This window comes from Phormidium tenue FACHB-1050, assembly GCF_014696925.1.
Classification (GTDB): Bacteria; Cyanobacteriota; Cyanobacteriia; order Pseudanabaenales; family Pseudanabaenaceae; genus Pseudanabaena.
Genome location: NZ_JACJQY010000011.1, coordinates 17,199 through 40,494 on the forward strand (window position 1 = coordinate 17,199; position 23,296 = coordinate 40,494).

Annotated in this window: 18 protein-coding genes and 1 tRNA gene; 6 read left to right on the forward strand and 13 right to left on the reverse strand. The window is 42.5% G+C overall.

The window, feature by feature from the left end:
• Positions 1–84 precede the first annotated feature (84 nt).
• Entirely contained in the window at positions 85–2,484 is a 2,400-nt protein-coding gene (locus tag H6G05_RS09125) for a DUF1796 family putative cysteine peptidase (protein ID WP_242025361.1), read from the reverse strand.
• Positions 2,485–2,891: 407 nt separating this feature from the next.
• Here H6G05_RS09125 and H6G05_RS09130 point away from each other — a divergent pair, with 407 nt between their 5' ends.
• A complete protein-coding gene (locus tag H6G05_RS09130) occupies positions 2,892–4,094 on the forward strand; it encodes a phosphoglycerate kinase (RefSeq protein WP_190577881.1) in 1,203 nt (400 codons plus the stop codon).
• A 39-nt stretch (positions 4,095–4,133) separates the two neighbouring features.
• On the opposite strand, the gene H6G05_RS09135 is transcribed toward H6G05_RS09130, so the two are convergent.
• Both H6G05_RS09135 and H6G05_RS09140 read right to left on the reverse strand, forming a co-directional pair.
• A complete protein-coding gene (locus H6G05_RS09135; protein ID WP_190577882.1) occupies positions 4,134–4,943 on the reverse strand; it encodes a COP23 domain-containing protein in 810 nt (269 codons plus the stop codon).
• 217 nt (positions 4,944–5,160) lie between these two features.
• Positions 5,161–5,982, reverse strand: a complete 822-nt coding sequence (locus tag H6G05_RS09140; RefSeq protein ID WP_190577883.1) for a fumarylacetoacetate hydrolase family protein — start codon at positions 5,980–5,982, stop codon at positions 5,161–5,163.
• A 676-nt stretch (positions 5,983–6,658) separates the two neighbouring features.
• On the opposite strand from H6G05_RS09140, the gene H6G05_RS09145 reads away from it, so the two are divergent.
• Positions 6,659–7,891 (forward strand): dicarboxylate/amino acid:cation symporter, encoded by a 1,233-nt coding sequence (locus H6G05_RS09145; protein WP_190577884.1) that lies wholly within the window; start codon positions 6,659–6,661, stop codon positions 7,889–7,891.
• A gap of 55 nt (positions 7,892–7,946) precedes the next feature.
• On the opposite strand, the gene psb28 is transcribed toward H6G05_RS09145, so the two are convergent.
• From psb28 to H6G05_RS09160, 3 genes are all read right to left on the reverse strand, one after another.
• Positions 7,947–8,288, reverse strand: a complete 342-nt coding sequence (gene psb28 / locus H6G05_RS09150; RefSeq protein WP_190577885.1) for a photosystem II reaction center protein Psb28 — start codon at positions 8,286–8,288, stop codon at positions 7,947–7,949.
• Positions 8,289–8,407: 119 nt separating this feature from the next.
• Positions 8,408–9,280 carry a formyltetrahydrofolate deformylase gene (gene purU, locus H6G05_RS09155; RefSeq protein ID WP_190577886.1) on the reverse strand — a complete coding sequence of 291 codons (873 nt, stop codon included), beginning with the start codon at positions 9,278–9,280 and terminating at the stop codon, positions 8,408–8,410.
• Positions 9,281–9,359: 79 nt separating this feature from the next.
• Positions 9,360–9,704 (reverse strand): MGMT family protein, encoded by a 345-nt coding sequence (locus tag H6G05_RS09160; protein WP_190577887.1) that lies wholly within the window; start codon positions 9,702–9,704, stop codon positions 9,360–9,362.
• A 129-nt stretch (positions 9,705–9,833) separates the two neighbouring features.
• On the opposite strand from H6G05_RS09160, the gene H6G05_RS09165 reads away from it, so the two are divergent.
• Entirely contained in the window at positions 9,834–10,145 is a 312-nt protein-coding gene (locus H6G05_RS09165) for an NIL domain-containing protein (RefSeq protein WP_094535005.1), read from the forward strand.
• A gap of 662 nt (positions 10,146–10,807) precedes the next feature.
• Here H6G05_RS09165 and H6G05_RS09170 read toward each other — a convergent pair.
• Complete coding sequence (locus tag H6G05_RS09170) at positions 10,808–11,449, reverse strand: peroxiredoxin (protein WP_190577888.1); 642 nt, start codon at positions 11,447–11,449, stop codon at positions 10,808–10,810.
• Positions 11,450–11,730: 281 nt separating this feature from the next.
• Here H6G05_RS09170 and H6G05_RS09175 point away from each other — a divergent pair.
• A tRNA-Leu gene (locus tag H6G05_RS09175) sits at positions 11,731–11,812 on the forward strand.
• A gap of 34 nt (positions 11,813–11,846) precedes the next feature.
• Here the strand turns inward: H6G05_RS09175 and H6G05_RS09180 are convergent.
• The 3 genes from H6G05_RS09180 to ftsH form a co-directional block, all read right to left on the reverse strand.
• Positions 11,847–12,524 (reverse strand): SAM-dependent methyltransferase, encoded by a 678-nt coding sequence (locus H6G05_RS09180; RefSeq protein WP_190577889.1) that lies wholly within the window; start codon positions 12,522–12,524, stop codon positions 11,847–11,849.
• A gap of 32 nt (positions 12,525–12,556) precedes the next feature.
• Positions 12,557–13,144 carry a cold shock domain-containing protein gene (locus H6G05_RS09185; protein WP_190577890.1) on the reverse strand — a complete coding sequence of 196 codons (588 nt, stop codon included), beginning with the start codon at positions 13,142–13,144 and terminating at the stop codon, positions 12,557–12,559.
• A 148-nt stretch (positions 13,145–13,292) separates the two neighbouring features.
• Entirely contained in the window at positions 13,293–15,164 is a 1,872-nt protein-coding gene (gene ftsH, locus H6G05_RS09190; RefSeq protein WP_190577891.1) for an ATP-dependent zinc metalloprotease FtsH, read from the reverse strand.
• A 227-nt stretch (positions 15,165–15,391) separates the two neighbouring features.
• Between ftsH and H6G05_RS09195 the strand changes: the two genes are divergently transcribed.
• Positions 15,392–17,185, forward strand: a complete 1,794-nt coding sequence (locus tag H6G05_RS09195; RefSeq protein ID WP_190577892.1) for a DUF389 domain-containing protein — start codon at positions 15,392–15,394, stop codon at positions 17,183–17,185.
• Between the two features lie 145 nt (positions 17,186–17,330).
• A complete protein-coding gene (fmt, locus tag H6G05_RS09200; protein WP_190577893.1) occupies positions 17,331–18,266 on the forward strand; it encodes a methionyl-tRNA formyltransferase in 936 nt (311 codons plus the stop codon).
• A gap of 128 nt (positions 18,267–18,394) precedes the next feature.
• Here the strand turns inward: fmt and H6G05_RS25810 are convergent, their stop codons facing one another.
• The 3 genes from H6G05_RS25810 to moaA all read right to left on the reverse strand — a co-directional run bounded on the left by H6G05_RS25810 (position 18,395) and on the right by moaA (position 23,293).
• A complete protein-coding gene (locus H6G05_RS25810; protein WP_190577894.1) occupies positions 18,395–19,255 on the reverse strand; it encodes a tetratricopeptide repeat protein in 861 nt (286 codons plus the stop codon).
• A gap of 384 nt (positions 19,256–19,639) precedes the next feature.
• Positions 19,640–21,757 carry a bifunctional arginine dihydrolase/ornithine cyclodeaminase gene (gene argZ, locus H6G05_RS09210; protein WP_190577895.1) on the reverse strand — a complete coding sequence of 706 codons (2,118 nt, stop codon included), beginning with the start codon at positions 21,755–21,757 and terminating at the stop codon, positions 19,640–19,642.
• Positions 21,758–22,309: 552 nt separating this feature from the next.
• Entirely contained in the window at positions 22,310–23,293 is a 984-nt protein-coding gene (gene moaA, locus H6G05_RS09215) for a GTP 3',8-cyclase MoaA (RefSeq protein WP_190577896.1), read from the reverse strand.
• Between the last annotated feature and the right edge of the window lie 3 nt (positions 23,294–23,296).

Sequence of the window (23,296 nt, forward strand, 5' to 3'; positions counted from 1 at the left end):
TTCGCCATCGCAAGAATTCCTTCCACGTAACATCAGCGATAATTGCTGTAAACGAAAAAGCCGTGCTCAGCGCGGCTTTTTCGTTTAAGGATTTGGTGGACACCAGAATAGATTTTGACTAGATATGCCAAGAGATTCAAGAATCTCCTTCATCTTTTTAGCACATTCCATCCAATAGTCTTGGTTGTCATACATCCAGTCGGGACTGAAGTGGAGATCGTAATGGAGCAGATTGGGAATATTTGCAAACTCGTCAGATGTTTGCTTAGAAATAAGCAACACACGGAATGGCTTGCCCTTACATTTAATCGTTAGCTTCTCGATCAGATCAAGTACATAGCCGCGATTAGTTACGCCAGTACGCACAAATAAAACTTCATCGCAATGATCCAGAGTGTATAAAAATCTCTTTGCCCGCGCCGAATAGCGAACCCGCATTCTTTCATGAATCGGCTGCATATTATTCGCAGGATCGTCAGTATCTTCGACTTCGTGCCCAAAGGATAAGCCAGACCATTTAGAATGATAGACTCTCCCTTCTTCAATATTGTAATGGAGATAATCAGGGTTCCACATGTCTCGGAAGTCATTCATTACCATGTCTGACACATCGCCTAGATTTGTGGAACGTGCCAAATCAAAGGGAAATGCTGGCCCATCATATTCCATTTTGTATAAGAGCATTCTCGCCGCACAGCGATCGCCTAATGGCAAAATGGCAATGCGATTAATTTCTGATAGTTTACATTTGTATTTGAGCAGCATTGTCGATTTGACTGGCGCTTTGACGCGACTCTCTAAACCCTGCTCGCCAATCATCATCGTCCGAAATGGTGCTTCTGGATTGGCGGGATCGTGATAAACTCCCGCAGGCATGGCTGCTAGAGCAGACCGAATTTCTTTCCACATCGGATGGATGTTATATTCTTCTTCAGATTCATTGATAATCCGAATCGTGCGATCGCCTTCTTTGAGAATCCCTAGGTGTCCATCATAGTAAAGAATTTCTGCATTTTGAGGAGCAAAAAACTTAAGAGCAGAGCAATATTGAAGATCGACTCCAATCGGAATTTTAACTGTATTCTCAATTGAGCCATTAAACCCAACTGAAAGCAATGGAACCAAGCCTAACTCATCATTTTTAGAGACATATGATGTACCAAAGGTTAAGCCAGCCTTGCGCTTCAGAGCTTCTTGTAATTCCTTCCAAGTAGGAGTGATATTGTAAGTATATTCAGACTTATTGATAATTCTCAAGGTCTGAGATTCAGGGTTAGCAAACACTTGAAATCCATATTTATCTTCATAAATAGAAATCTCGGATGTTTTGCTAGAATGCAATATTAGTCTTTGTGCTTGCGATCGCTGAACTCGATCAATCTGGAAAATGTCGAGATTAATCGCTTGAAACATTAGCTCATGTCCTTGGGAATTGGGATGAGCCACATCTAGAGATATGTCATGTTTCCAGCCTCCATAACCATTGTCCAATGCATCGAGCCAGTCAAGCATAGGCACTCCCCACTTCAACATGCGATGGTGAGTATCGCGCAGCAACCACGCATGTTCGGGGGTATAGTCTCCATGAGGATATAGACCACCAATAATAGGTAATGCACCTAAATCTTGAGTCATCTTGATTAATTGCAGTAACCCACTCTCAAAGCGACGCTGCACCGCTCTGCGATCATGTGGACGACAATAAGCTAGTCCTTCATTTCCCAAGGAAAGAGAAATGATCACTACATCTGGTTTTTCAGGCGCAACAACCGAAGTAAAGCGTTCAATCGTGCTGGTGACATTTGCCCCCAATTGTGATCGATTGACCAGTTGATGCCCATATTTTTCTTGCAAAGCTTGTCCTAGATGACTTGCCCAACCTTTGAGCAGCCAAGCACTACATCCCATCGCCACAGAACTACCGATGACTAATACTTTAAGTCCATCTGGTGAGGGGATTGCTGATTTTGAGTCTGGAGCTAAGGCGATCGCCTTTTCCAAATATCCATAGGGATATGCAGGAATATAACCAAAAGCTTGATCATCCACAATAATTGTCGAGGTTGAGGAATTAGTATGATCTAGTTCAATCGGAACCCATCGATTAGCAACATTTTCACATTCCCATTCAGTTTTGCCATTGGCTGCAACTCGTACATACTTATACTCAATTTTTGCTTCAGATTTTGCTTCAGAGTCAGGCAAGGTTAACGGATCAATTTCTACATCTACCCACCAAATTGGGTAGCGATCGCCTGATGTACGCAAAGGTAAATATTTTTTAATGTCCCACGATCCCAATTGAGGAATCGAACCGACCATACCAATCATTTCCCCACTTTGAGTGGGAGCTTTTACCTGAAATCGATACATAGAAATGTCTTCTGTGGATAGGACTTGATTAGTTCTGCCTACTGTAGCTACTTGTTTTAAGGCAAGTCCCACCCCCATTGATGAGATGTGGCTCGAAGCAACGCATCTCATCAATGGGGGGGGCTGTCTTAGCAAGATCGGCTATAGCTATAACAATCATTAAGTATTTAGGGCGATCGCCTCAGGTTTGAACTGTCTTAGAATCTATCACTCATTAGGTTTTAAGTCTGTTTTAGAAACTACAGCTAGCTATCCAGAAATATCGTTATTGATTGCTCAAAATTGGAGAACAACAAAATAAGAAACCGATTTTTGATGGTGAGGCTTTGCCTCACCATCAAAAATCGGTTTCTTATTAAATTACAGCGCCATGATAATTCAATTTCGTCGCCAGAAAATTAAGAGGTAGCACAAAGAGCTGTCTCTTATTTTTTGGAGTTTTAAACTGGACGGAATTCGGTAAAATTATTAAGACATTGTAAAAAAGCAACTTTATATACTACGAGTATAAAAATTTTATGGCGAAGAAGAGTCTTGCAAGTTTGACTGCTACGGAATTAGCAGGCAAGAAAGTTTTAGTAAGAGTTGATTTTAACGTTCCTCAAGACGAAACAGGCAAAATTACCGACGATACCCGTATTCGTGCAGCATTACCAACCATTAAGTATCTCACCGAAGCTGGCGCTCGCGTAATCCTCACTAGCCACTTCGGCAGACCTAAGGGTGTTACCGAAAGCCTCCGCCTCAATCCTGTAGCAGTACGTTTATCGGAGTTACTTGGTCAGCCCGTTGTCAAAACCGATGATTGCATTGGTGACGCAGTTGCTGCTCAAGTTAATGCTCTTAACAACGGCGATGTTGCTTTGTTAGAAAACGTGCGTTTTTATCCTGAAGAAGAAAAGAACGATCCTGAATTCGCCAAAAAACTAGCATCTTTGGCTGACATTTATGTAAATGATGCCTTTGGTACTGCCCACCGCGCCCATGCCTCAACTGAAGGCGTAACCAAGTACATCAGCACCTCAGTTGCTGGTTTCTTGCTTGATAAAGAATTGCAATATTTGAGCGGTGCGATCGACAATCCTAAGCGTCCTTTAGCAGCGATTGTTGGTGGTTCTAAGGTTTCTAGCAAGATCGGCGTAATCGAAACCTTGCTCGATAAGGTCGATTATTTGTTGCTCGGCGGCGGCATGATCTTCACCTTCTACAAAGCTCGTGGCTTGAGTGTTGGTAAGTCTCTCGTTGAAGAAGACAAGCTAGACTTAGCTCGAGCCCTTGAAAAGAAAGCCGCAGAACGTGGTGTCAAGTTCTTGTTGCCTACTGATGTAGTTGTAGCTGATAATTTCAAACCCGATGCCAATGCTCAAACCGTTAGCATTGACAATATTCCTGATGGTTGGATGGGCTTGGATATTGGACCAGACTCCGTAAAGGTATTCCAAGAGGCGCTTTCAAATTGCAAATCTGCAATCTGGAATGGTCCTATGGGCGTATTTGAGTTTGATAAGTTTGCGGTTGGTACTGAAGCGATCGCGCATACTCTTGCCGATCTCACAGCCACTGGTACAATCACTATCATCGGCGGCGGCGACTCCGTAGCTGCGGTTGAGAAGGTTGGTGTTGCTGACAAGATGAGCCACATCTCCACTGGTGGTGGTGCAAGCTTAGAATTGCTCGAAGGCAAAATCTTACCTGGTATCGCTGCTTTGAACGAAGCTTAATATTTCCGTTAAAAAAAGGGGCGCGATGCGCCCCTTTTTTTAACGGAAATTATCGGGATTGAGTCGTCTACCGCCACTAGTAAAGCCATTGTTAGCCAGACTTGCACCAGTGCCACCATCACTAGGATCAAGGAATGGCTTCAAGTACAAGTTGCCACTACGTACATTGGATACCGTGCGGCTTGGTGATAGCACTGAACCAAGGACACCATTAATTCCTCTAAGATCAATGCCTAAACCAAGATCACCAGTGATGTCATTTAAAGAGCGATCGCGTCCGCGATAAGTATTCACAGCCGTGGTTTGTTGACCGCTATCAGCCGTAGCAAGATTGCCAAACACCTGATCGCGAGTGGCGATCGGATCTTGACCATTGGGAACGGTCAAGACAATACGACAGGCTGAATTTTTATCAGTCGTGGCACAGATCACGTTATAGCCGTTTTCAGTACTGGTTCGCATTTCTAGCAAACCATCGGGACGATAGGACTCTAAACGACGACTAATTTCATTGCAACGTCTTTCAGGTGACCAACCATCGCCCATGAGGCTAGGAGCAGCCCAAGGGAAATATTTTTGGGGTTGACTCTTAGGTTGATAAACCACAATATACTGACCATCACGCGCTTGACAGCTAAAACGAGCCGTTTTGTTGTCCGTAGGATTAGCAGCTTTGTCGTTGGGATTTTCGGAGGGAAGCGTGGAGGGATTTGAGCTAGGGCTGGTCTCGACAGGAATAATCTGCGCGAAACTAGGGCTTGCGACTAGAGGCAAACTAAGGGCGATCGCCGATAAGCAGCCAAATTGCTTTCGCAAAAATTTTGGTAAATTTCGGGTTGAGTAGTTCATAGGATTAGCGGGTGTGTGAGGATTAGTAGACAAATCAAGGCTTCCCCCCAGATATATTTTGTGACTCTTGCGTAGAACGCCTATGAGATTGCGCGTCACTTTTTCTGATTCTAACTATAGATCCTTAGATCTTTCTATAGTTGCATGACCTTATGTTCAGAAAATATGTTCCCTCCAACAATAAAAAAAGGCTGTGCTTAGCACAGCCTTTTTTTATTTAGTCATTAATTTCGCTTTCTTCCGTCTCATCGTCAGACGGTAAAGGCGATCGCAAGATTACAGTGTTATGCAATTTACCAATCCCCTCGATTTCAATATAAATGCGATCGCCTTCTTGCATCGGACCAACACCTTCAGGCGTACCCGTGAGAATGATATCCCCTGGCAGTAAAGTCATAATTTGGCTAATGTAAGACACGATATAATCTGGTGAAAATACCATTTCCTCGATTGAGGCAGCCTGAAAAGGCTTTTTAGTATCATTTACAAAGGTCTGCAACATCGCAGTAGGACTGATTTCGCGCACAATCCACGGTCCCAAGGGACAGAAAGTGTCAAAGCCCTTACCCCTAGTCCATTGACTATCGCTTCTTTGGAGATCCCTTGCAGTCACATCGTTGGCGATCGTGTAGCCCCAAATCGCAGCGATCGCTTGATTAGGTGTGACATTAAAACAATGAGAACCAATCACCAATGCTAGCTCACCTTCATATTCCACCCGTTTAGATTGTGGTGGAATAGCTATTTCTGCTTCAGGCGCAATAATTGTCGTAGGTGGCTTTAAAAATATAATTGGCTCTTTTGGTACTTCTCCACCCATTTCCGCAGCATGAGCGGAATAGTTTTTACCTACAGCAACAATCTTGCTCGGTTCGCAGGGAGCTAAAAGTTGATAAGTATCTGGCGCAAGTAATTCTCCATTTGGCTCCCCTCCCAGCCAAGGTGCTGTATTGAGTAGCTTTATAGATTGGTTCAACTCTAACAGCCCATAATAGACTTTCCCTTGGGAAGTTTTCACGCGAACATAACGATCCGCCATAGCATCTTATTTGTATCTAAATATTAAGAGGGGGAACCTAGCAGCCTTGATTATATAGCAATCACCATCATAAACCTAGGAAGGTGCGGTGGCTCAGCAATTCTCATTATAAAAATAGTTTTTTTGAAAGCTCGCCGTTGGCAAGCTTTCAAAAAAAATGATTTTGGTGTTTCCAGCGCCGAAGAGTTTTGTAATTTGATAAGGAACCAAATTTTTGATGGCGCGGCTCCGCCGCGCCATCAAAAATTTGGTTCCTTGTTTTACGGCAAAGCTCTAATATCAATTCACGAAAATGTTGCCACGCTTTTGTGAACTATAGCTGTCGCCATTTTTGTTAGGACATAAAACCCAGATAGTGTGAGGCGGCGCGAAGCGCCGCCTCACACTATCTGGGTTTTGATTTGTCCTGGTACAGGTAGCTATAGCTATAAAAACCAAACCCAGTAAGAGTTTTAAAAACACAAAATGGCGTAGCAATTTTGTGTTTTGGTATAAGTCCAAAATGAACCGCGATCGCGGTTCATTTTGGACTTTCTTTTTGGTCTTACTAAGCTAGTTTGAGGTATACAACCGCAAGTTGTTTCTAAGTAGCTAAGCAAGGCTTGAGCCTCCCGCTACGCGGGAGGCTCAAGCCTTGCTTAGCTACTTAGCTGTTTTTATGTTAGTAAATTGGAATATGAGTCTATCTACATTCATCCTAGTTTCGCTTGCCTTTGGAGTTGCCTTTGGAACTCTATTAAATACAACTTTCCCTCAGAATATTGAACTAATTAATCAAAGTTTTTTAGCTCCAGTTGGGGAATCTTTTTTAAGGTTAATTCAATTTGTAGTTGTTCCCATTGTTTTTTCTTCTTTAATCATGGGATTAACCCGAATTCAAGGAGCAGGGCAAGTGGGCAGATATACAGTCAAGTTAATGACCAGTTACTTGATTACTAGCTCAATAGCACTTTGTGTGGGTATGGGGACAGCCTATTTTTTGCAACCTGGTAGTGGTGTGACAGGCTTCTCTATGTCTGAGAATATTAGTATTACAGAAGCTCCTTCTCTCATATCTTGGTTAGTGAGCCTAATTCCTGTCAATCCATTAGAAGCTCTCAGTACTGGCAATCTATTGCAAATCATTTTTTCGGCAGTTCTACTAGGCATAGGCGTGCAACTTGCTAAAGAGAAAGCCAAACCCTTTGTCGAATTCATTGAAAGTATCTATCACATTAGCGAAAAGACTTTATCCATAATTTTGTATGTCGCTCCTTTGGGTGTATTTGCCCTCATGAGTTCTACGATCGCTACTCAAGGATTAGAACTAGTTGCTAAATTATTTCTCTATGTTTTGGGTTTAGTGATTGCTTCTTCGATCATGATTTGTCTGGATATGCTGGTTCTGTTTATTCTCAAAGCTGATCCTTTAAGATTTCTACGTAGTCTTTCAGAGGCGATCGCCCTAGCGTTTGGGACAGCTAGTTCTAATGCAGCGCTGCCCGTGGTATTACAAAATATTCAAGAGAATTATGGATTGCGTGAAGAAATAGCCAGCTTTGCCATTCCCCTAGGTACTGCACTCAAACGTGATGGTGCAGCAATTTTACAAGGATTTAATGCCTTGTTCGTAGCTCAAATTTACCAAGTTCCCTTAACGCCTTCCCTATTAACTGCGATCGCCGTTAGTAGTTTGTTGGTTTCCTTTAGTACTCCTGGAGTTCCTGGCTCAGCCCTAATCACAATGGCAACTGTGCTTTCAGCTTCAGGATTGCCATTAGAAGCGATCGCTTTAGTTGCAGGAATTGATCGGCTTACCGATGGCTTTAAAACTGTTGTCAATATTATTGGTAATAGTGTTAACGCTATTATTCTCAGTCATTGGGAAGTAGAACAAATATCTGAAGTAGAACAAATAACTGCTATCTGAATAAAAACCTCTGCTTAGCAGAGGTTTTTATTCGGAATTTACTTTAAGACCTCATTTAGGCTTTGTTTAAACTCATCCCATTAGACTCAGCATAACGATTCATAAATCTCAGGAAGCGCTCCCAATCACGTTCGCCTTCAATTTTATGAATTGCTTCAATCCCTGCTGATTTACCATTGATGAATTTGGCGTTGACGTTGCGTGTCACCATTTCGCCTTCTTCATCAATCATATACATTCCCAATATCTCATTATTGTTAGCATTCTCGCCACTCATGCATTTAGGTGAATCGAAGATAAATACTGCAACACTCGTATCTCCGTCCTTAGAGCGCGTAATTTTTACATCGGTGGCTTCTTCGTCAATACCGAGCGCCAACTGTATTCTTGCTGTCATTTTTTAAAACCTTGATCTAAAACTTTGAATAAGACTTTTTTAAAAGCACATTTGTATTAACATAACTCAAAATTAACACTCATTAACAGTAAAGGTGTAGCTTTGTAACAGCTTTACTGTTAATCAAATACTACTGTTCGCAACCCTAAGCCTGAACTTGCCGATTGTCCATAAATTAATACACGGTTTTGTAAATGTTGTCTGACGGCTCTAGCTAAGACAATGCGCTCTAAGTCTTTGCCTTTGCGAATCAGGTCAGTAACCGAATCACGATGCGAAACTCGAATGACATCCTGCTCAATAATTGGACCTTCATCTAATTCCTCAGTGACATAATGAGCTGTTGCACCAATGATTTTTACACCACGCTTATAGGCGCGATGATAGGGATTTGCACCTGCAAAAGCGGGTAAAAATGAATGGTGAATATTAATAACTTGCGAGAACTGTGAGAGAAAGTCTGGACTCAAAACTTGCATATACTTCGCGAGAACGACTAAATCAATCTTGTATTGTTTGAGTAAAGCAAGTTGCTGCTTTTCTTGCTCCAACTTATTTTCTGGCGCGATCGCCATATGATGATAATTAATCCCGAAGTTATGGGCAACTTTTTCTAAATCTGGGTGATTGCTAATCACCACAGGGATCGTCGCTGAGAGTTCGTGCGATCGCTGCCGTAAAATCAAATCGTACAAGCAATGATCTTGCTTAGAGACAAAAATGGCAATCCGACGCACATAATCAGAAAACTGAATACTCCATTTAGCATGAATTTCAGTTGCTAATTTCTCAAAGGTCGGCTTAATTTCTGATCGCGCTAAATCGAAGTTTTCCAAGTCCCACTCAACACGCATCAAAAACAATCCCGCCGTACTATCAGCATGTTGATCGGCATGGAGAATATTCCCACCGTGGGAAAATACCCAGTCCGAAATTTTTGCCACTAAGCCTTTTTGGTCAGGACAAGAAACTAATAAAGTTGCAGTAGTCATAGTGTTCGTCGTGCTTTGTAGCCATTTTTGCTGAATTAATATCCAAATTTTTGATTAAAAGGGTTGCTTTGCAACCCTTTTAATCAAAAATTTGGGATTTGTTTGGATGCCATAGATATTTTCGCAGATCGATCTTACCTGCATCATTAAAGCTAATTCCTTCATTTTCCAGTAGCGATCGCTGCAAATAGTCTGTACCAAAACGCAAAGGCGAAAGAGAAATCTCACCCTTAGCATTGACTACACGCTGCCAAGGAATATCCGAATTTTGCATGTCGACTCGATAGAGCGCATAGCCCACTACCCGCGCTTTGCCCGCCAAATTTGAAAGTTCAGCGACCTGTCCATAGGTAGCCACAAATCCTTGGGGAATTTGCCGCACAATTTCATAAATACGATTATAAGTTGTGGTATTACTACTCATGGCGGTTGCCTATAGTGTAAATTTATACTCTTTATAGATTTAGTGACTTGAATCACTTCCATTTCCGTAAAACTTTAGCTACTATGGTAAATGTCAAAACACTAAGACATTTGCACTGGAGATACTTCAATGCTAGCGGCGGAATGCATCGATTCCAGAGCTACCGTAAATTTAGAGGAAAAGCGCCGAACGACGACACGCATTGCTATGCGTGTTCCGAGAAGCTGCTATGGAGAGCCTATTATTTCTCGCCTCTCTTGTGAACACGGTTTAATTGTGACAATTATTGCTGCACTTCTAGGCGAAAGTCCAGAAGATGATGGCTGGTTCACGTTAGAACTAACTGGAACAACTCAACAAATTCAAAGTGGAATTATTTATCTAGAAGAGCTAGATTTAGAAATTTGGGATAAAACGGCTGTCGAAGACGAAAGCTGGTAAACACTTAGAAAAAAGAAAGCTTGTTTAGCAAGCTTTCTTTTCATAACCAATTAAATAGAAAGTTTTATTTATATCAAAAAGAAATGTGGCGCATCGCACCACATTTCTTTTTGGTATGGGGGTTACCTAATAAGTACAACGCACTCATTAAACAACCTGTAGCAGTGTAAGTTTTGCTTAGGACATAAAACCCAAAAGATGAGTGGCAGCGCTAAGCGCTGCCACTCATCTTTTGGGTTTTGATTTGTCCTAGCTGTCTCTTATACCAATTCACGAAAGTGTTGCCACACTTTTGCGAATTAAAAACCAAACCCAATAAAGGTTTTCAAAGCACAAAATGGCTACGCCATTTTGTGCTTTGGTATTACGTTGATATATAGCTGTCGCCATTCTTGTTAGGATATAAAACCCAAATAATGTGAGGCGGCGCTTCGCGCCGCCTCACATTATTTGGGTTTTGATTTGTCCTGATACAGGTGGCTATAGCTATAAAAGCAATCCCAGAAAGGGTTTTAAGTTGTCATTTTACCGTAAGCAAAATAACAACCGCTATACTAAAGTGGTTTGCAATCACCCCCAAACCAAGAGATTTTTTGAAAGTGTTTCAAAGCAACACTTTCAAAAAATCTCTTGTGGTTCGTTTGATCGGTAATTGCTGGAGTTTACTTGTTAGGCTGAGGAGTTAGACGTAAGTAAGGCTTAATAGGGTTGAAACCTTTAGGAAACTTGGTCTTAGCTTCTTCGTTAGAAATTGAAGGGACAATCACGCAATCATCGCCATCTTTCCAGTTGGCAGGTGTCGCAACGCTGTAGTTGTCGGTCAATTGCAATGAATCAATTACACGTAGAATTTCATCAAAGTTGCGACCTGTGCTAGCTGGGTAGGTCAAGCTAAGGCGAAGTTTTTTGTTGGAGTCAATGATAAACACCGATCGCACAGTTAAGGTGTTACCTGTTGCCGAGTTAGGGTGAATCATGTCATAAAGTTCTGACACTTTCTTATCTTCGTCAGCCAAAATTGGGTAGTTAAGGGTAGCGCCTTGGGTTTCTTCGATATCGCCAACCCAGCCTTTGTGGGATTCAACACCATCAACGCTCAAAGCGATCGCCTTGATATTGCGCTTATCAAATTCAGGCTTGAGCTTAGCCACAGTTCCAAGCTCGGTGGTGCAAACAGGGGTGAAATCTTTGGGGTGAGAAAATAGAATTGCCCAGTTATCGCCAATCCACTCATGGAAATTGATCACACCTTCGGTGGAGTCTTGAGTAAAATCGGGTACGGTATCGCCTAAACGCAGTGTCATAGTTTTAAAGTTAGTCTTCTTTGTTACAAATCTAAGATACAAGATTACTGGAAAAACCGCTAGCCCTATAGAGCGGTATTCCCATCGCTTTACTGTAGATTATGACATAAAACTGATAAATTAGAGATAGTGCTTTGCACTATCTCTAATTTATCAGTTTTGATTATTGACATTGTGCAATCTTTACAGGAAACTTAATAACTGCCAGTTAGATGCTTATGCTATTTAAATTCGTTAGCTAAAAATTAACAACTAATAGCAAAATCTCACAAATACTAATCGCGGAACTGGCGGAATTGGTAGACGCGCATGTTTCAGGTACATGTGTTGAAAGACTTGGGGGTTCAAGTCCCCCGTTCCGCATTAATCAATAAAAAAGCTCGTAAAACGAGCTTTTTTATTGTCGAAAAATAATCGCCTGATTGCCACCTTTTTGTAATTCGTAATCCACTTGAATAATTTCTGAGCTAATACCTTCTTTGACTAAGATGCTGCAAACTTCATCAATGTAAGGCGATCGCGCTTGAGCCAAATTTAATAATGGGAAAATTCGCACTTCTTCGGCGATGCGACATAGTTCGCGGATTGATTCTAAATGGAATTCAAAACTAAGATGTTCGGAATAGAGAAATAGAAAATGTGAACATAGGGCAAGCTGAAATTGCTTGTCTTGAAAATCTAGTTTGGGTAATTCGGCATTGAGATATCGTCCTTCAATTTTGCCGCGATCATAATCTTCAAGAAATATAGCGATCGCCTTCTCACGATTTGCCCGTAAATCTTCAGGAGACTTGTGATAGCTCCAGACCCAGTTATTTGGTGTATTGCGAACCTGTTCGATAATGGTGTCTACGCAAGCATCAAAGCGACTTTTAATTTCTGAGCCAGTAAACTGATAAATCGGATCGATCGAGGTAACTTGATAACCTGCGGCAGTCATTTCCGCATTAAAGCTTGCTGGTCCGTCACCGATGCCAATTATGGATTTAAGGCGATCGCTTTCTGTAAGCGCAAACATTAACTCATATTCGGTTTTAGACCGTCCAAACGGCACAACGCGATCTAAGATCATCATGATTTATAGCTAAGGTATAGTTTTGACTGATTTTATCTTGGTGCTTTACGCCATCCACTAGCGATCGCCTCAGACTCAGAACAAAACCATTTCTCTCCTTTGCTTCCATCAATGTTGGTTGTAGCATAATCTTCCATATTCGGCAGGTGATAAAGCTTGCCCCCTGTATTCACTGAAATATTGCCTTTAATATTGCAACCACGCACAAAGTTAGTCACAGGAGAAATTGAGCTAATCCCTAAACCAATCAAAAACATTACAGGTAATACATTATGTATACCTTTACGCATATCGCGTTTGTTGGTTTGGGTATTGCTATTTATGCGGTTGTCTGTAGATTTCTTATTAGCTGTTTGGCTAGAATTGTGCGATCTTTGTTTTGAGACTGTAGGTTGGTTGATAACACCTTGAATTGAGGCTTTAGAAGCCCGTATTTTTCCATTGGCTTCAGTAGCTTTTTCGTAAAAGATAGTATCTCCCACTACAGGGCGACGACTAGCCCCTTTTAATACGCTTATATGTAGGAAAACTTCTTTACTGCCATCATCAGGTTTAATAAATCCAAACCCTCGATCATCTTTCCAAGTAGTTAATTGCCCCTGACAGGAAAAAGACTGCATAAAATATCGTTATTTAGTCTTATTTCTAGATTAACCCAAAATGACAGCTTAGATTTCCAAGAAAAATATAAAAAATGCAGACGATATATTGTATCGTCTGCATTTTATGAAAATTAATTCAAAGTAGTTGTTTTTAGAGCAGTTTTAATTACAAAGCTGCTGACAACTTCAAATCACTGGTTTCCAAAATCTGTTGTAGCTCTTCAGCATCAACGGTTTCGCGCTCAATTAAATCATGAGCAATCTTATCCAAAACATGACGGTTATCAACGAGAAGTTGCTTGGCACGACGATAAGCATCAGCCACTAAAATACCAACTTCTTCATCAATAGTTGCAGCAGTTTCTTCAGAGAAGTCACGCTCAGCAGCAATGTCACGACCGAGGAACATATTGCCATTGGAACGACCAAGAGCAACAGGTCCAAGCTTCTCACTCATTCCAAAACGCATCACCATTTGACGAGCAGTCGAAGCAACTTGTTGAAGATCGCTAGATGCACCAGTGGTAACTTCCTCATCACCAAAGACAATTTCTTCAGCGATGCGACCACCGAGGGCAACTGCCATCTGGTTTTGCAAGTAAGCGCGGCTTTGCATTCTCTCTTCAGTAGGCAAGAACCATGTCAAACCACCAGCACGACCACGAGGAATGATTGTTACCTTTTGGATTGCGTCATAGTCTGGCATCAATGCTCCAACCAGAGCATGACCAGCTTCATGGTAAGCAACTAATTCTTTGCGCTTTTCGCTCATCACGCGGTCTTTTTTCTCAGGTCCAACCAAGACGCGATCGACAGCATCATTGATTTCATCCATGGAGATTTCAGTCAAGTTGCGACGTGCGGCAAGAATAGCAGCTTCGTTCAACAGGTTAGATAAGTCAGCACCTGTAAATCCGGGGGTACGACGGGCAATCTTTTCAAGATCGACATCCTTAGATAGTGTCTTGCCGCGTGCATGGACTCCGAGAATTTCTAGACGACCTGCAAAGTCAGGACGATCAACAACTACTTGGCGATCAAAACGACCTGGACGTAGTAAGGCTGCATCCAATACGTCAGGACGGTTAGTTGCGGCAACGATGATGATGCCTGTGTTACCTTCAAAGCCATCCATTTCGGTGAGCAATTGGTTCAAGGTTTGCTCGCGCTCATCGTTACCACCACCGAGACCAGCACCACGCTGACGACCGACGGCATCAATTTCATCGATGAAGACGATACAAGGGGCATTTGCCTTGGCTTGCTCGAATAGGTCACGCACACGGGATGCACCGACTCCGACGAACATTTCGACGAATTCGGAACCAGAAATACTGAAGAAAGGTACACCAGCTTCCCCTGCAACCGCACGGGCTAATAGAGTTTTACCAGTTCCAGGAGGCCCAACAAGCAGTACGCCCTTAGGAATCTTTGCGCCGACAGCGGTAAAGCGATCGGGATTTTTGAGGAAGTCCACAACTTCAGTAAGTTCAAATTTGGCTTGCTCAATACCAGCCACATCAGTGAAAGTTACTTGGGTTTGAGGCTCCATTTGCACACGAGCACGGGACTTACCAAAGTTCATGGCTTGGTTGCCTGGTCCAGATTGAGCACGGCGTAGTAGGAAAAATAAACCGACTAATAGCAAAATTGGCAAAATTAAACTGCTCAAGGTTTGGACTAAAGCACCGTCAGTACGACGGGGAGCTACATCTAGTTCAATTTTGTTCTCTTGAACAACTTTGCCAAACTCAGGATCGTTAGGTAGATTTACCCGAACTTTTTTCTTGCCTTCGGGGCCACCAGGGACTGTTACTTCCGCAAAAGTGCGATCAGGGCTAAGGGTGATTCTGGAAACGCCAGCAGGTTTTTTCCTGATTTCTTCGAGTAGCTTGCTATAGCGCCATTCGCCTTGAGTGGGAGGCTGACTATCGAGCAGGGTTGTTCCTAATGTGATAACAACAATGCCGAGCAGTGCGTATAAACCAAAATTTTTCCACTTTTTATTATTATTGTCGTTTTTATTATTGCTTTTCACTACTACCGCTCCATCGATAAAAGTGTTCTTAGATGATTTTGCCAAGAACGAATGATTTAATTAACTAATCTTAACGCAAGCAGTCTAGGATCTGTTCAAGTCAGTGCAGAATCCGTCTTTGGATCGATAGTAATGCGATTCCAATATTATCGAGGTGGGCTTAGCCCGCCTCAATAATATTGGGGTTTAATCGTTCTTTAGACATTGAAAAACGATAATTTACCAATATGGCTAAATATATAGACTTGTGGCAAACTTATCGCGATCGCCTTGCCGCGCAAATGGGGGTGGATGAGCAACGTAAAACTGAGGTGTATTTAGAAATTTCGCAAGCTGCGACTTTAAGAGATACAACCTATTGGTTACAAATCATTTTTGCAGCAGGAATTGCAACATTAGGTTTGGTGCTGAGCAGCCCTGCGGTAATTATTGGGGCAATGTTGATTTCACCTTTAATGGGACCAATTCTTTCTCTCGGTTTATCATTGGCGGCTGGAGATTTGATTTTGTTAGCAAGAGCGATCGCCAATCTTGCTTTGAGTTGTTCTGTGGCAATTAGTTTTGCCATATTGCTGATTTTTACATTGCCATTTAAGGAGGCAACTAGTGAAATTTTGGCGCGAGTACAACCAAATACTTTGGACTTGGGGGTGGCGCTTTTCTCAGGAGCCATCGGCGCGATCGCAATTTGCCGTCCTATTAAAGGTGTCGTCACTTCGATTCCAGGTGTATCGATCGCGGTAGCGTTGATGCCGCCTTTATGTGTAGTTGGTTTTGGTATTGGGGTCGCTTTTAGTCTTAATTGGGTGGAAGGTTCCCAAATTGCTAAGGGGGGCGGCTTACTATTTCTCACAAATCTTGTAGCGATCGCCTTTTCGTCAGCACTGGTGTTTATTGCTTTGCATCTTGATACAGACCAAGTGCGTGAAACCGTCAAGGATTGGGAAGCTGGCGATCGCGAAAGTATGGCTGTACAGAATTTTCTAAATCGTTATAGCTTCTTGAAACTATTACGCCCGATTGGAAGCTTACCAGGAAGATTTTTGGTAGCAACATCAACGATTTTGGCGCTTTTAGTTCCCCTCAGTAATGCCTTTGGTAGGCTGGGTGAAGAGGTTACCCAGAAACAGCAACAGAATGCCCTTCGCCGCAATGCAACTAATATTTGGCAAGCGAGATTTAGTAATGATCCAGATGGTCAGTTGCGCTCTTCGATAGAGCGGATCTCGATTACAGAACAAAATCAGTTTGTGTCTTTACGATTAAATGTATTTACCAGCAAGCTTTATTCTGCGGCTGAAAAAGAACAGTATGTTCAAGAACTAGCTCAAAAACTTGGCAAAAATCCTCAACAAATTCAATTTGTTTTGACGGAGGTTCCCACTGCTTCTAATGAGATTTTGGCTAAGAAGGAAGAAGTTACTTTGCCTGTGGCGATTAAACCACCTAGTCTAAGTGAATTGCAGTTTAATCTTTTACAGGATCTGGATACGACGATCGCTGATTTATCTTTGCCACCAAGGGTACAATTACTCGACTATGCTATGACTACGGGTAAATCTAAGTCCTTGTTATTAGCAATTACCTATTTAAGCGATCGCCAAATTAGTACTGATGCCCAAGCCTTAGTAATTCAAGATGTGAAGACAAGGATCGGCATAGCTGGGGCAAAGGTAAATTTAGAATATATCAATACCAATGGGGGAGAGATTATTTTTGAGGAGAATAAAACATCATTACCTCATGACGCTAATACGAAACTCGATCAGATGGGGAGTTTACTAAAACGTTATCCTAATCTCAAGTTATTGATGTCAGTCAGTTTGCGGTATCTAGAGAGTAATGCGTTAAGAAAAGTGCGGACTCAAGCGATCGCTTCGTATTTAGAATCTAAATGGAAAATTCCCAATGAACGCATAGATATTACTCAAAATCTCAATATCACAGATTCTGAATCCCAAAATTTACAACAGGATGGAAAAGTGTTATTTCAGTTTACGGTCAAGCCAAAAGAGGGATAATAAATCAGCTATGCTACGTTTTGCGTGGCAGATAGCAATCCTAAATAGTTTGAGAGATTGCGCCCCGAAGGGGCGCAATCTCTCAAACTATTTAATCTCACAAATGAAATAGGATTGCTATAGCTGATTTATTATTTGAATAATTATGCGTATTGTATTTTTTGGAACTCCCGATTTTGCTGTTCCTACTTTAGAAAAATTATTGTCCGAACCAGACTTTGAAGTGGTGGGCGTGGTATCACAACCCGATACAAGACGGGGACGCGGCAACCAAGTCAGTCCACCGCCTGTAAAAGCCGCCGCGATCGCCCAAAATCCCAATCTAAAAATTTGGCAACCCGATCGCCTCAAAAAGGATAAAAATGTACTCGCGGAACTGGAATCACTGGAAGCCGATGTATTTGTAGTTGTAGCTTACGGTCAAATCCTTTCTCAAAAGATTCTGAATATGCCAAAGCATGGCTGCATTAATGTGCATGGCTCATTGCTGCCAAAATATCGCGGTGCGGCTCCAATCCAATGGGCGATCGCTAATGGTGAAAGTATTACAGGCATTACGACCATGCAAATGGATGCAGGTATTGATACAGGTGCGATGTTACTCAAAGCCGAATTAGAAATCTTGCCTGAAGACAATACAGACACCTTGAGTATGAAATTAGCTAACCTTGGTGCAGATTTATTAATTGATACTTTACGACGCTTACAGACGATTACACCTGAGCCTCAAGATGAAGCTTTATCCTGCTATTCACCAATGATTGGGCGCGAAGATTGGGAACTAAACTGGAAGCAAGAGGCGATCGCATTGCATAATCGGATTCGTGCTTTCTATCCCAATTGCTATACAGATTTTCGTGAACAAAGATTGAAAATTACAAAGACAGAAGTTATTTCTGAAGATGAGAATCTTAATCTTGTGGGAACAGTGGCAGAGATTCGCAAAGGTAAAGGATTTGTCGTACAGACTGGTAAAGGGCTATTGCTAATCAAAGAAGTTCAGCCTGCGGGTAAAAAATTACAATCAGGTTGGGATTTTGTTAATGGTATGAGAATAGCGATCGGCGAATCTTTGTCATAAAAAAGCCAAGAACTTGATTTCTTGGCTAAAGGCTCAAGTCTGCTTCAACAGACTAAAAATTATTCTAATTAACCCGTTAAAACGGGTTTGAGCTTTTAGCCCGCAATTGAGTGCAGGGCTAATTTTGCTTATGGTTTCTTAACTGGATCGTTGCTAGGTGCTTGTGCTGGATCAGTGAAGGGAGCCTTTTGAGGAGGAAGAGCCGCTAGACGTTTTACTTCATCTTTAAACTCAGCAGGAGCAAGCTCTAAACCTTTATCAAAGAGTTTCTTAGCTTCATCTTCCTTACCTTGAACTTGTCTTAATTGAGCTTTGCCAACGTAGGGACGAAAATCTTTAGCATTTTCTTTGATCATTTGATCGTATGTAGCGATCGAGTCATCAATCCGATTTTGTTGACGATACACTTCCCCAAGAATCCAACGTACTGAACCAGTATCTACCGTATTTGCTTGGACTTTGTTAGCGGTTTCCGCAGTTTTGAGCGTATCTTGGAGAATCCCGATCGCCGCTTCAGGTCGTTTATCGTTTAGCTCAATACTAACTAGACTCTGGATTGCGGGGATATATCCTGGTTTTGTAGTCAAAATCTTGCGATACTCTGCGGACGCATTTTTAGGGTCTTTGAGTTCGAGGTAAGTGCGTGCCAAGGTCATCCGATATTCAGGCTGATCGGGGAAAGTGTCGGCAAGAGTTTGTAAAGGCTCGATAGTTTCTTTAACTTTGCCAAGTTGATTTCTGAGATTTACCAGTCCAATCAGCGCAGTTTGATTTTTAGGATCGCTTTTTAGTACAGCCTCAAACCCCTCGATCTGAATTTTGATCCGCTCTTGCTCTGATGTATTTTGGTTGGGGGTATTAGCTGCTTGCTGGGCAGGTGGGGCAAACAAGCCACCGATCAGTGGGGCGATCGATACGCCCAAAAACGAGAGCGTAACTACGATTAAGACCCCATTAATAATCCATTGCCTTGCTGTACGTTGTGTCACGATATTTACCCTAAAATCAAATACATCATAGTCTACCCCAACTGTAACTAGAGCCAGTCTTAATTAAGACATAAAACAGCAATTCTCATTATGAAACTGATTCTATAGCAAAAAACGAGTTAGCTAGTACAAACCAAAACCCAAGAATCGAGTGGCAGAGCTTTGCGCTGCCACTCGATTCTTGGGTTTTATGTCCTAAGCAAAACTTGCTTTGCTTGTAGCAATTACGAATTAAGGAACTTGCAACTTAATAAAATACCAAATATAAAGCCAGAACCAATGGGGCGACTCCGCCGCCCCATTGGTTCTAGGAAATCTGGATTGGCATCTTATTTTCTTGCAAATCCCTAAGATATTTTAGATTCGTGATTCGTGATTCCTAGATTAAGCTGCAACAGCCACAGGACTGTCGAGTTTCTTCAATTGCTGCACTAGCAAGCTGAGGAATAGCCCGACATCGGTGACAACGCCGACGGACTCAACAGAACCGCGATCTGAGAGTTTGGTCACCACCGCAGGATTGATGTCCACACAAACCATCTTCACACCTGCGGGAGTCATGTTACCCACACCGATGGAATGCAGCATTGATGACAGCATCAAAATCATGTCAGCGTTGCGAATTTGTTCGCTGTACAGGCGTTGTGCTTCTAGCAAATCCATTACAGTGTCAGGCAAGGGACCATCATCACGGATGGAGCCAGCTAGTACAAAAGGAACCTCGTTCTTAACGCATTCGTACATCACACCAGTCTTCACAAAACCAGCTTCAACCGCTTTGTGGATGCTGCCATAGCGACGAACGGAGTTAATCACTTTCAGGTGATGGCGATGTCCGCCCTTGACGCTTACGCCACGTTTAAGATCGACACCGAGAGAAGTTCCCATTGAGGATTGTTCCATATCGTGAACCGCGATCGCATTACCACCGAGCATTGACTGTACATAACCTTCACGAATTAAGTAAGCCAAGTGAGGAGCGCCGCCAGTATGCACGACTACGGGACCACAGGAGACAACTAACTTGCCACCGCGATCGCGAATTTGGCGCAGTTCCCATGCGATTTGCTCAACCACGAGTTCGACGCGACGTTCGCTAGATACACCCGCACCCATGAAGGAAAATTCTTCTTTCTTGGCGGTATCTCTAGCTTCAGGCTTACGCACAGTCCGCACGCCATCATAGCCAACTACTACGCGATCGCCTACAACTAGATCACGCAACAGCTTACAGGTAGCAGTTTTACCATCAGGACTAATGGCGATCGCCGCATCCATGCGCTGATTAGTACAACGAATCCACTCACCATCCACACAGGCATCGGTAGGATAAATTGTAGATACATAGAAGTCATCGGGAGCAACGCCATCTTGCAAGACTGGCTCAAGATTTGCATCAGATGTGTCGCGATCCTGTAGGACTGCACCGATTTCAATCAGTTCACCCATGATTGTTTCCATGAGGTCATGGGATGGGGCTGAAATACGGATTCTGGCTAAAGAAGTGCTTTGTCTTTGTTCACCAAGATTAAATTCCAAGACTTGAAAACTACCGCCATTATCGGTTACCAAATCAAGGGCGCGATTGATGATGCCAGAATCTAGCAAATGTCCTGTTAATTCGACAATTCTTGCTTCTACGCCGCCTTGCTCAATGGCTTGGTCACTGCTTTCTGCGGCAATAGGAACTTCAATGGTTCTCAAAGTTAGACATTTTGCTGCGCCACCCGCTTTCAAAAACTCAGTGAGAGGAGTTTCGATCACAGTAAAACCAGCGTTGGTAATGCGTTGTTTGAGGCGATCGCTGATTTTGTTCATTACTACATTGCGATCGACGTTGACCGCATTACAAGCAAAATTCACAGCATCCGCTTCTTCGATCGCAATCCTCTTGTCCGCAGGAACGCGCATTTCAATCAAACGATTAGAATAAGAATCAAAGGCTGGTGGATAGTAAAGTAAATAGCCGCCTGTTAAAGGACAGAAGCAGGTATCGAGATGATAGAAGCGATTGTCAATTAAACGGAGGGAAAGGACTTCGACATCGAGCCATTTCGCTAAGTAAGGATGGGCATCTAGTTCTGAACGAAACCCATAGCCAGCCCATAGCCAACCACCACTGCGATCAAACAATGCATCACCTGCACCTTCAAAGGGCAAATCCTTAGGCAGTTCAAAAACTGTAAAGCCCTTAGACTCAAACCATGCTTTGAAATAGGGTTCTTCGCCTTGACGCTCTTTGTGCAAAAAACGACTCAATACTGCTTTGTCACCTAATACTAGACCAGCGTTGGCGGTAAATACCATATCTGGCCAGCCCTTTTCGGGTGTCACTAGCTCGACATTAACTAAACCCTTAAGGACTCCATACAGTTTTTGCCATTGCTCTACAGCGCGATCGCGGCTAGATTTGTGAACGTTGCCCTCCATCCAAGGATTGATCACATAGTCTACGTCGTAGTGATCGGGGGCACACATCAGATAATTCAGTTGGGCAGTCATAAATAAAAGTAAATGATTAGAGGAGAATGCAATTTTTGGTCACATCCATACTGGCAGCTACCAAAAATTGCCAAACAATTGCAAAGCTGCCAATCTTTAATCATAACCTAATGCTTCATGCTGTAAGCCCTTATAAAAGTTATCGTCTCTTGATAATTGTTATCAAAAAATTTTTCATAGACTATTGCAAATTATGGAGGAATAGTCTACATTACTACTAGACCCATCCTATTCCCCCCCGTGTGGGTCTAGTATCCCCGAAATGGCAATTACTTCCGAAAGGGGTAAGCGCAAATTGGTAGACCTAAAGCTATCCGCTACACATACGGTATGGTGGCTACTAATGCCGAAGGGATATTTTGTAATCCTACAACTAAATAAAACAAAAGGGTTCGCAATGCGAGCCCTTTTGTTTAGTTAAAAAATCTCGCGTCGCGAGATTTTTTAACTAAACCAATTCACAAAAGTGTGGCAACGCTTTTGTGAATTGAAAACCAAACTCAGCAAGGGTTTTAAAAGTACAAAATGGCTACGCCATTTTGTACTTTTGTATTAGCCGCCAATTTGGGACATGGTGCGAAAATAGCTTTTTTGCTCTCCAGTACCGCGATCGCGTTCTTTAAAATTAATTTCGTCCTTGAGATTTAGTAAATCACGTACCGCAATTCGTAACTCGGCAAAATTTTTGCCCTGACGCAATGCAGTTTTCAGATCAATTTGTCCCGCTTCATTTAATAGACATGGACGCAATAGACCGTCAGCCGATAGCCGCATCCGATTGCAGCGATCGCAAAAACATTCAGACATTTGACTAATAAAGCCCAAAGTCCCCTTAGCATTAGGAATTTGGAATACATCGGCAGGACCGTTACCTTTGCATTTGCCAACATCAAGCCCGTAGCGATCGCTTATTTGTTGGCGCAGAGTTGCTGAGTCCACCCAACCCTTATGGGTAAATAAGCTGTCGTTACCAATCGGCATAAACTCAATAAACCGAATATGCCAACGGCGATCAATACTTAGAGCCGCTAAATCTAATATTTCGCGATCGTTTACATCTGGCACAACCACTACATTTAATTTGAGTGGATCAAATCCCACCTCATGGGCTGCCAAGATCCCAGCCCAGACTTTTTCCCAGAGATTTCGACCTGTAATTTGCCGAAACACATCGTGATCGAGGGAATCGAGACTAATGTTAATTCGCCGTAAACCTGCTGTATACAGTGGCTGAGCTAACTCACCAAGTAAAAAGCCATTGGTGGTCATCGACAAATCTTCTACCCCCTGTAAATTGGCGATCGCTTCTACCAAACTTACTAAATCTCGCCTTAGTAGCGGCTCTCCGCCCGTCAGCCGAAATTTTTTAAAGCCAAGGGGAATAAATACCTCTTGAATTAAGTTGATTAACTCATCATTGGTGAGGCTTTCCTGCGCTTGAATATAATCGACTTCCGAGCCTTCAGGCATACAGTAGGTGCAGCGAAAATTGCAGCGATCGATCAAACTGATGCGAAGGTAGTCAACATTGTTCACAGA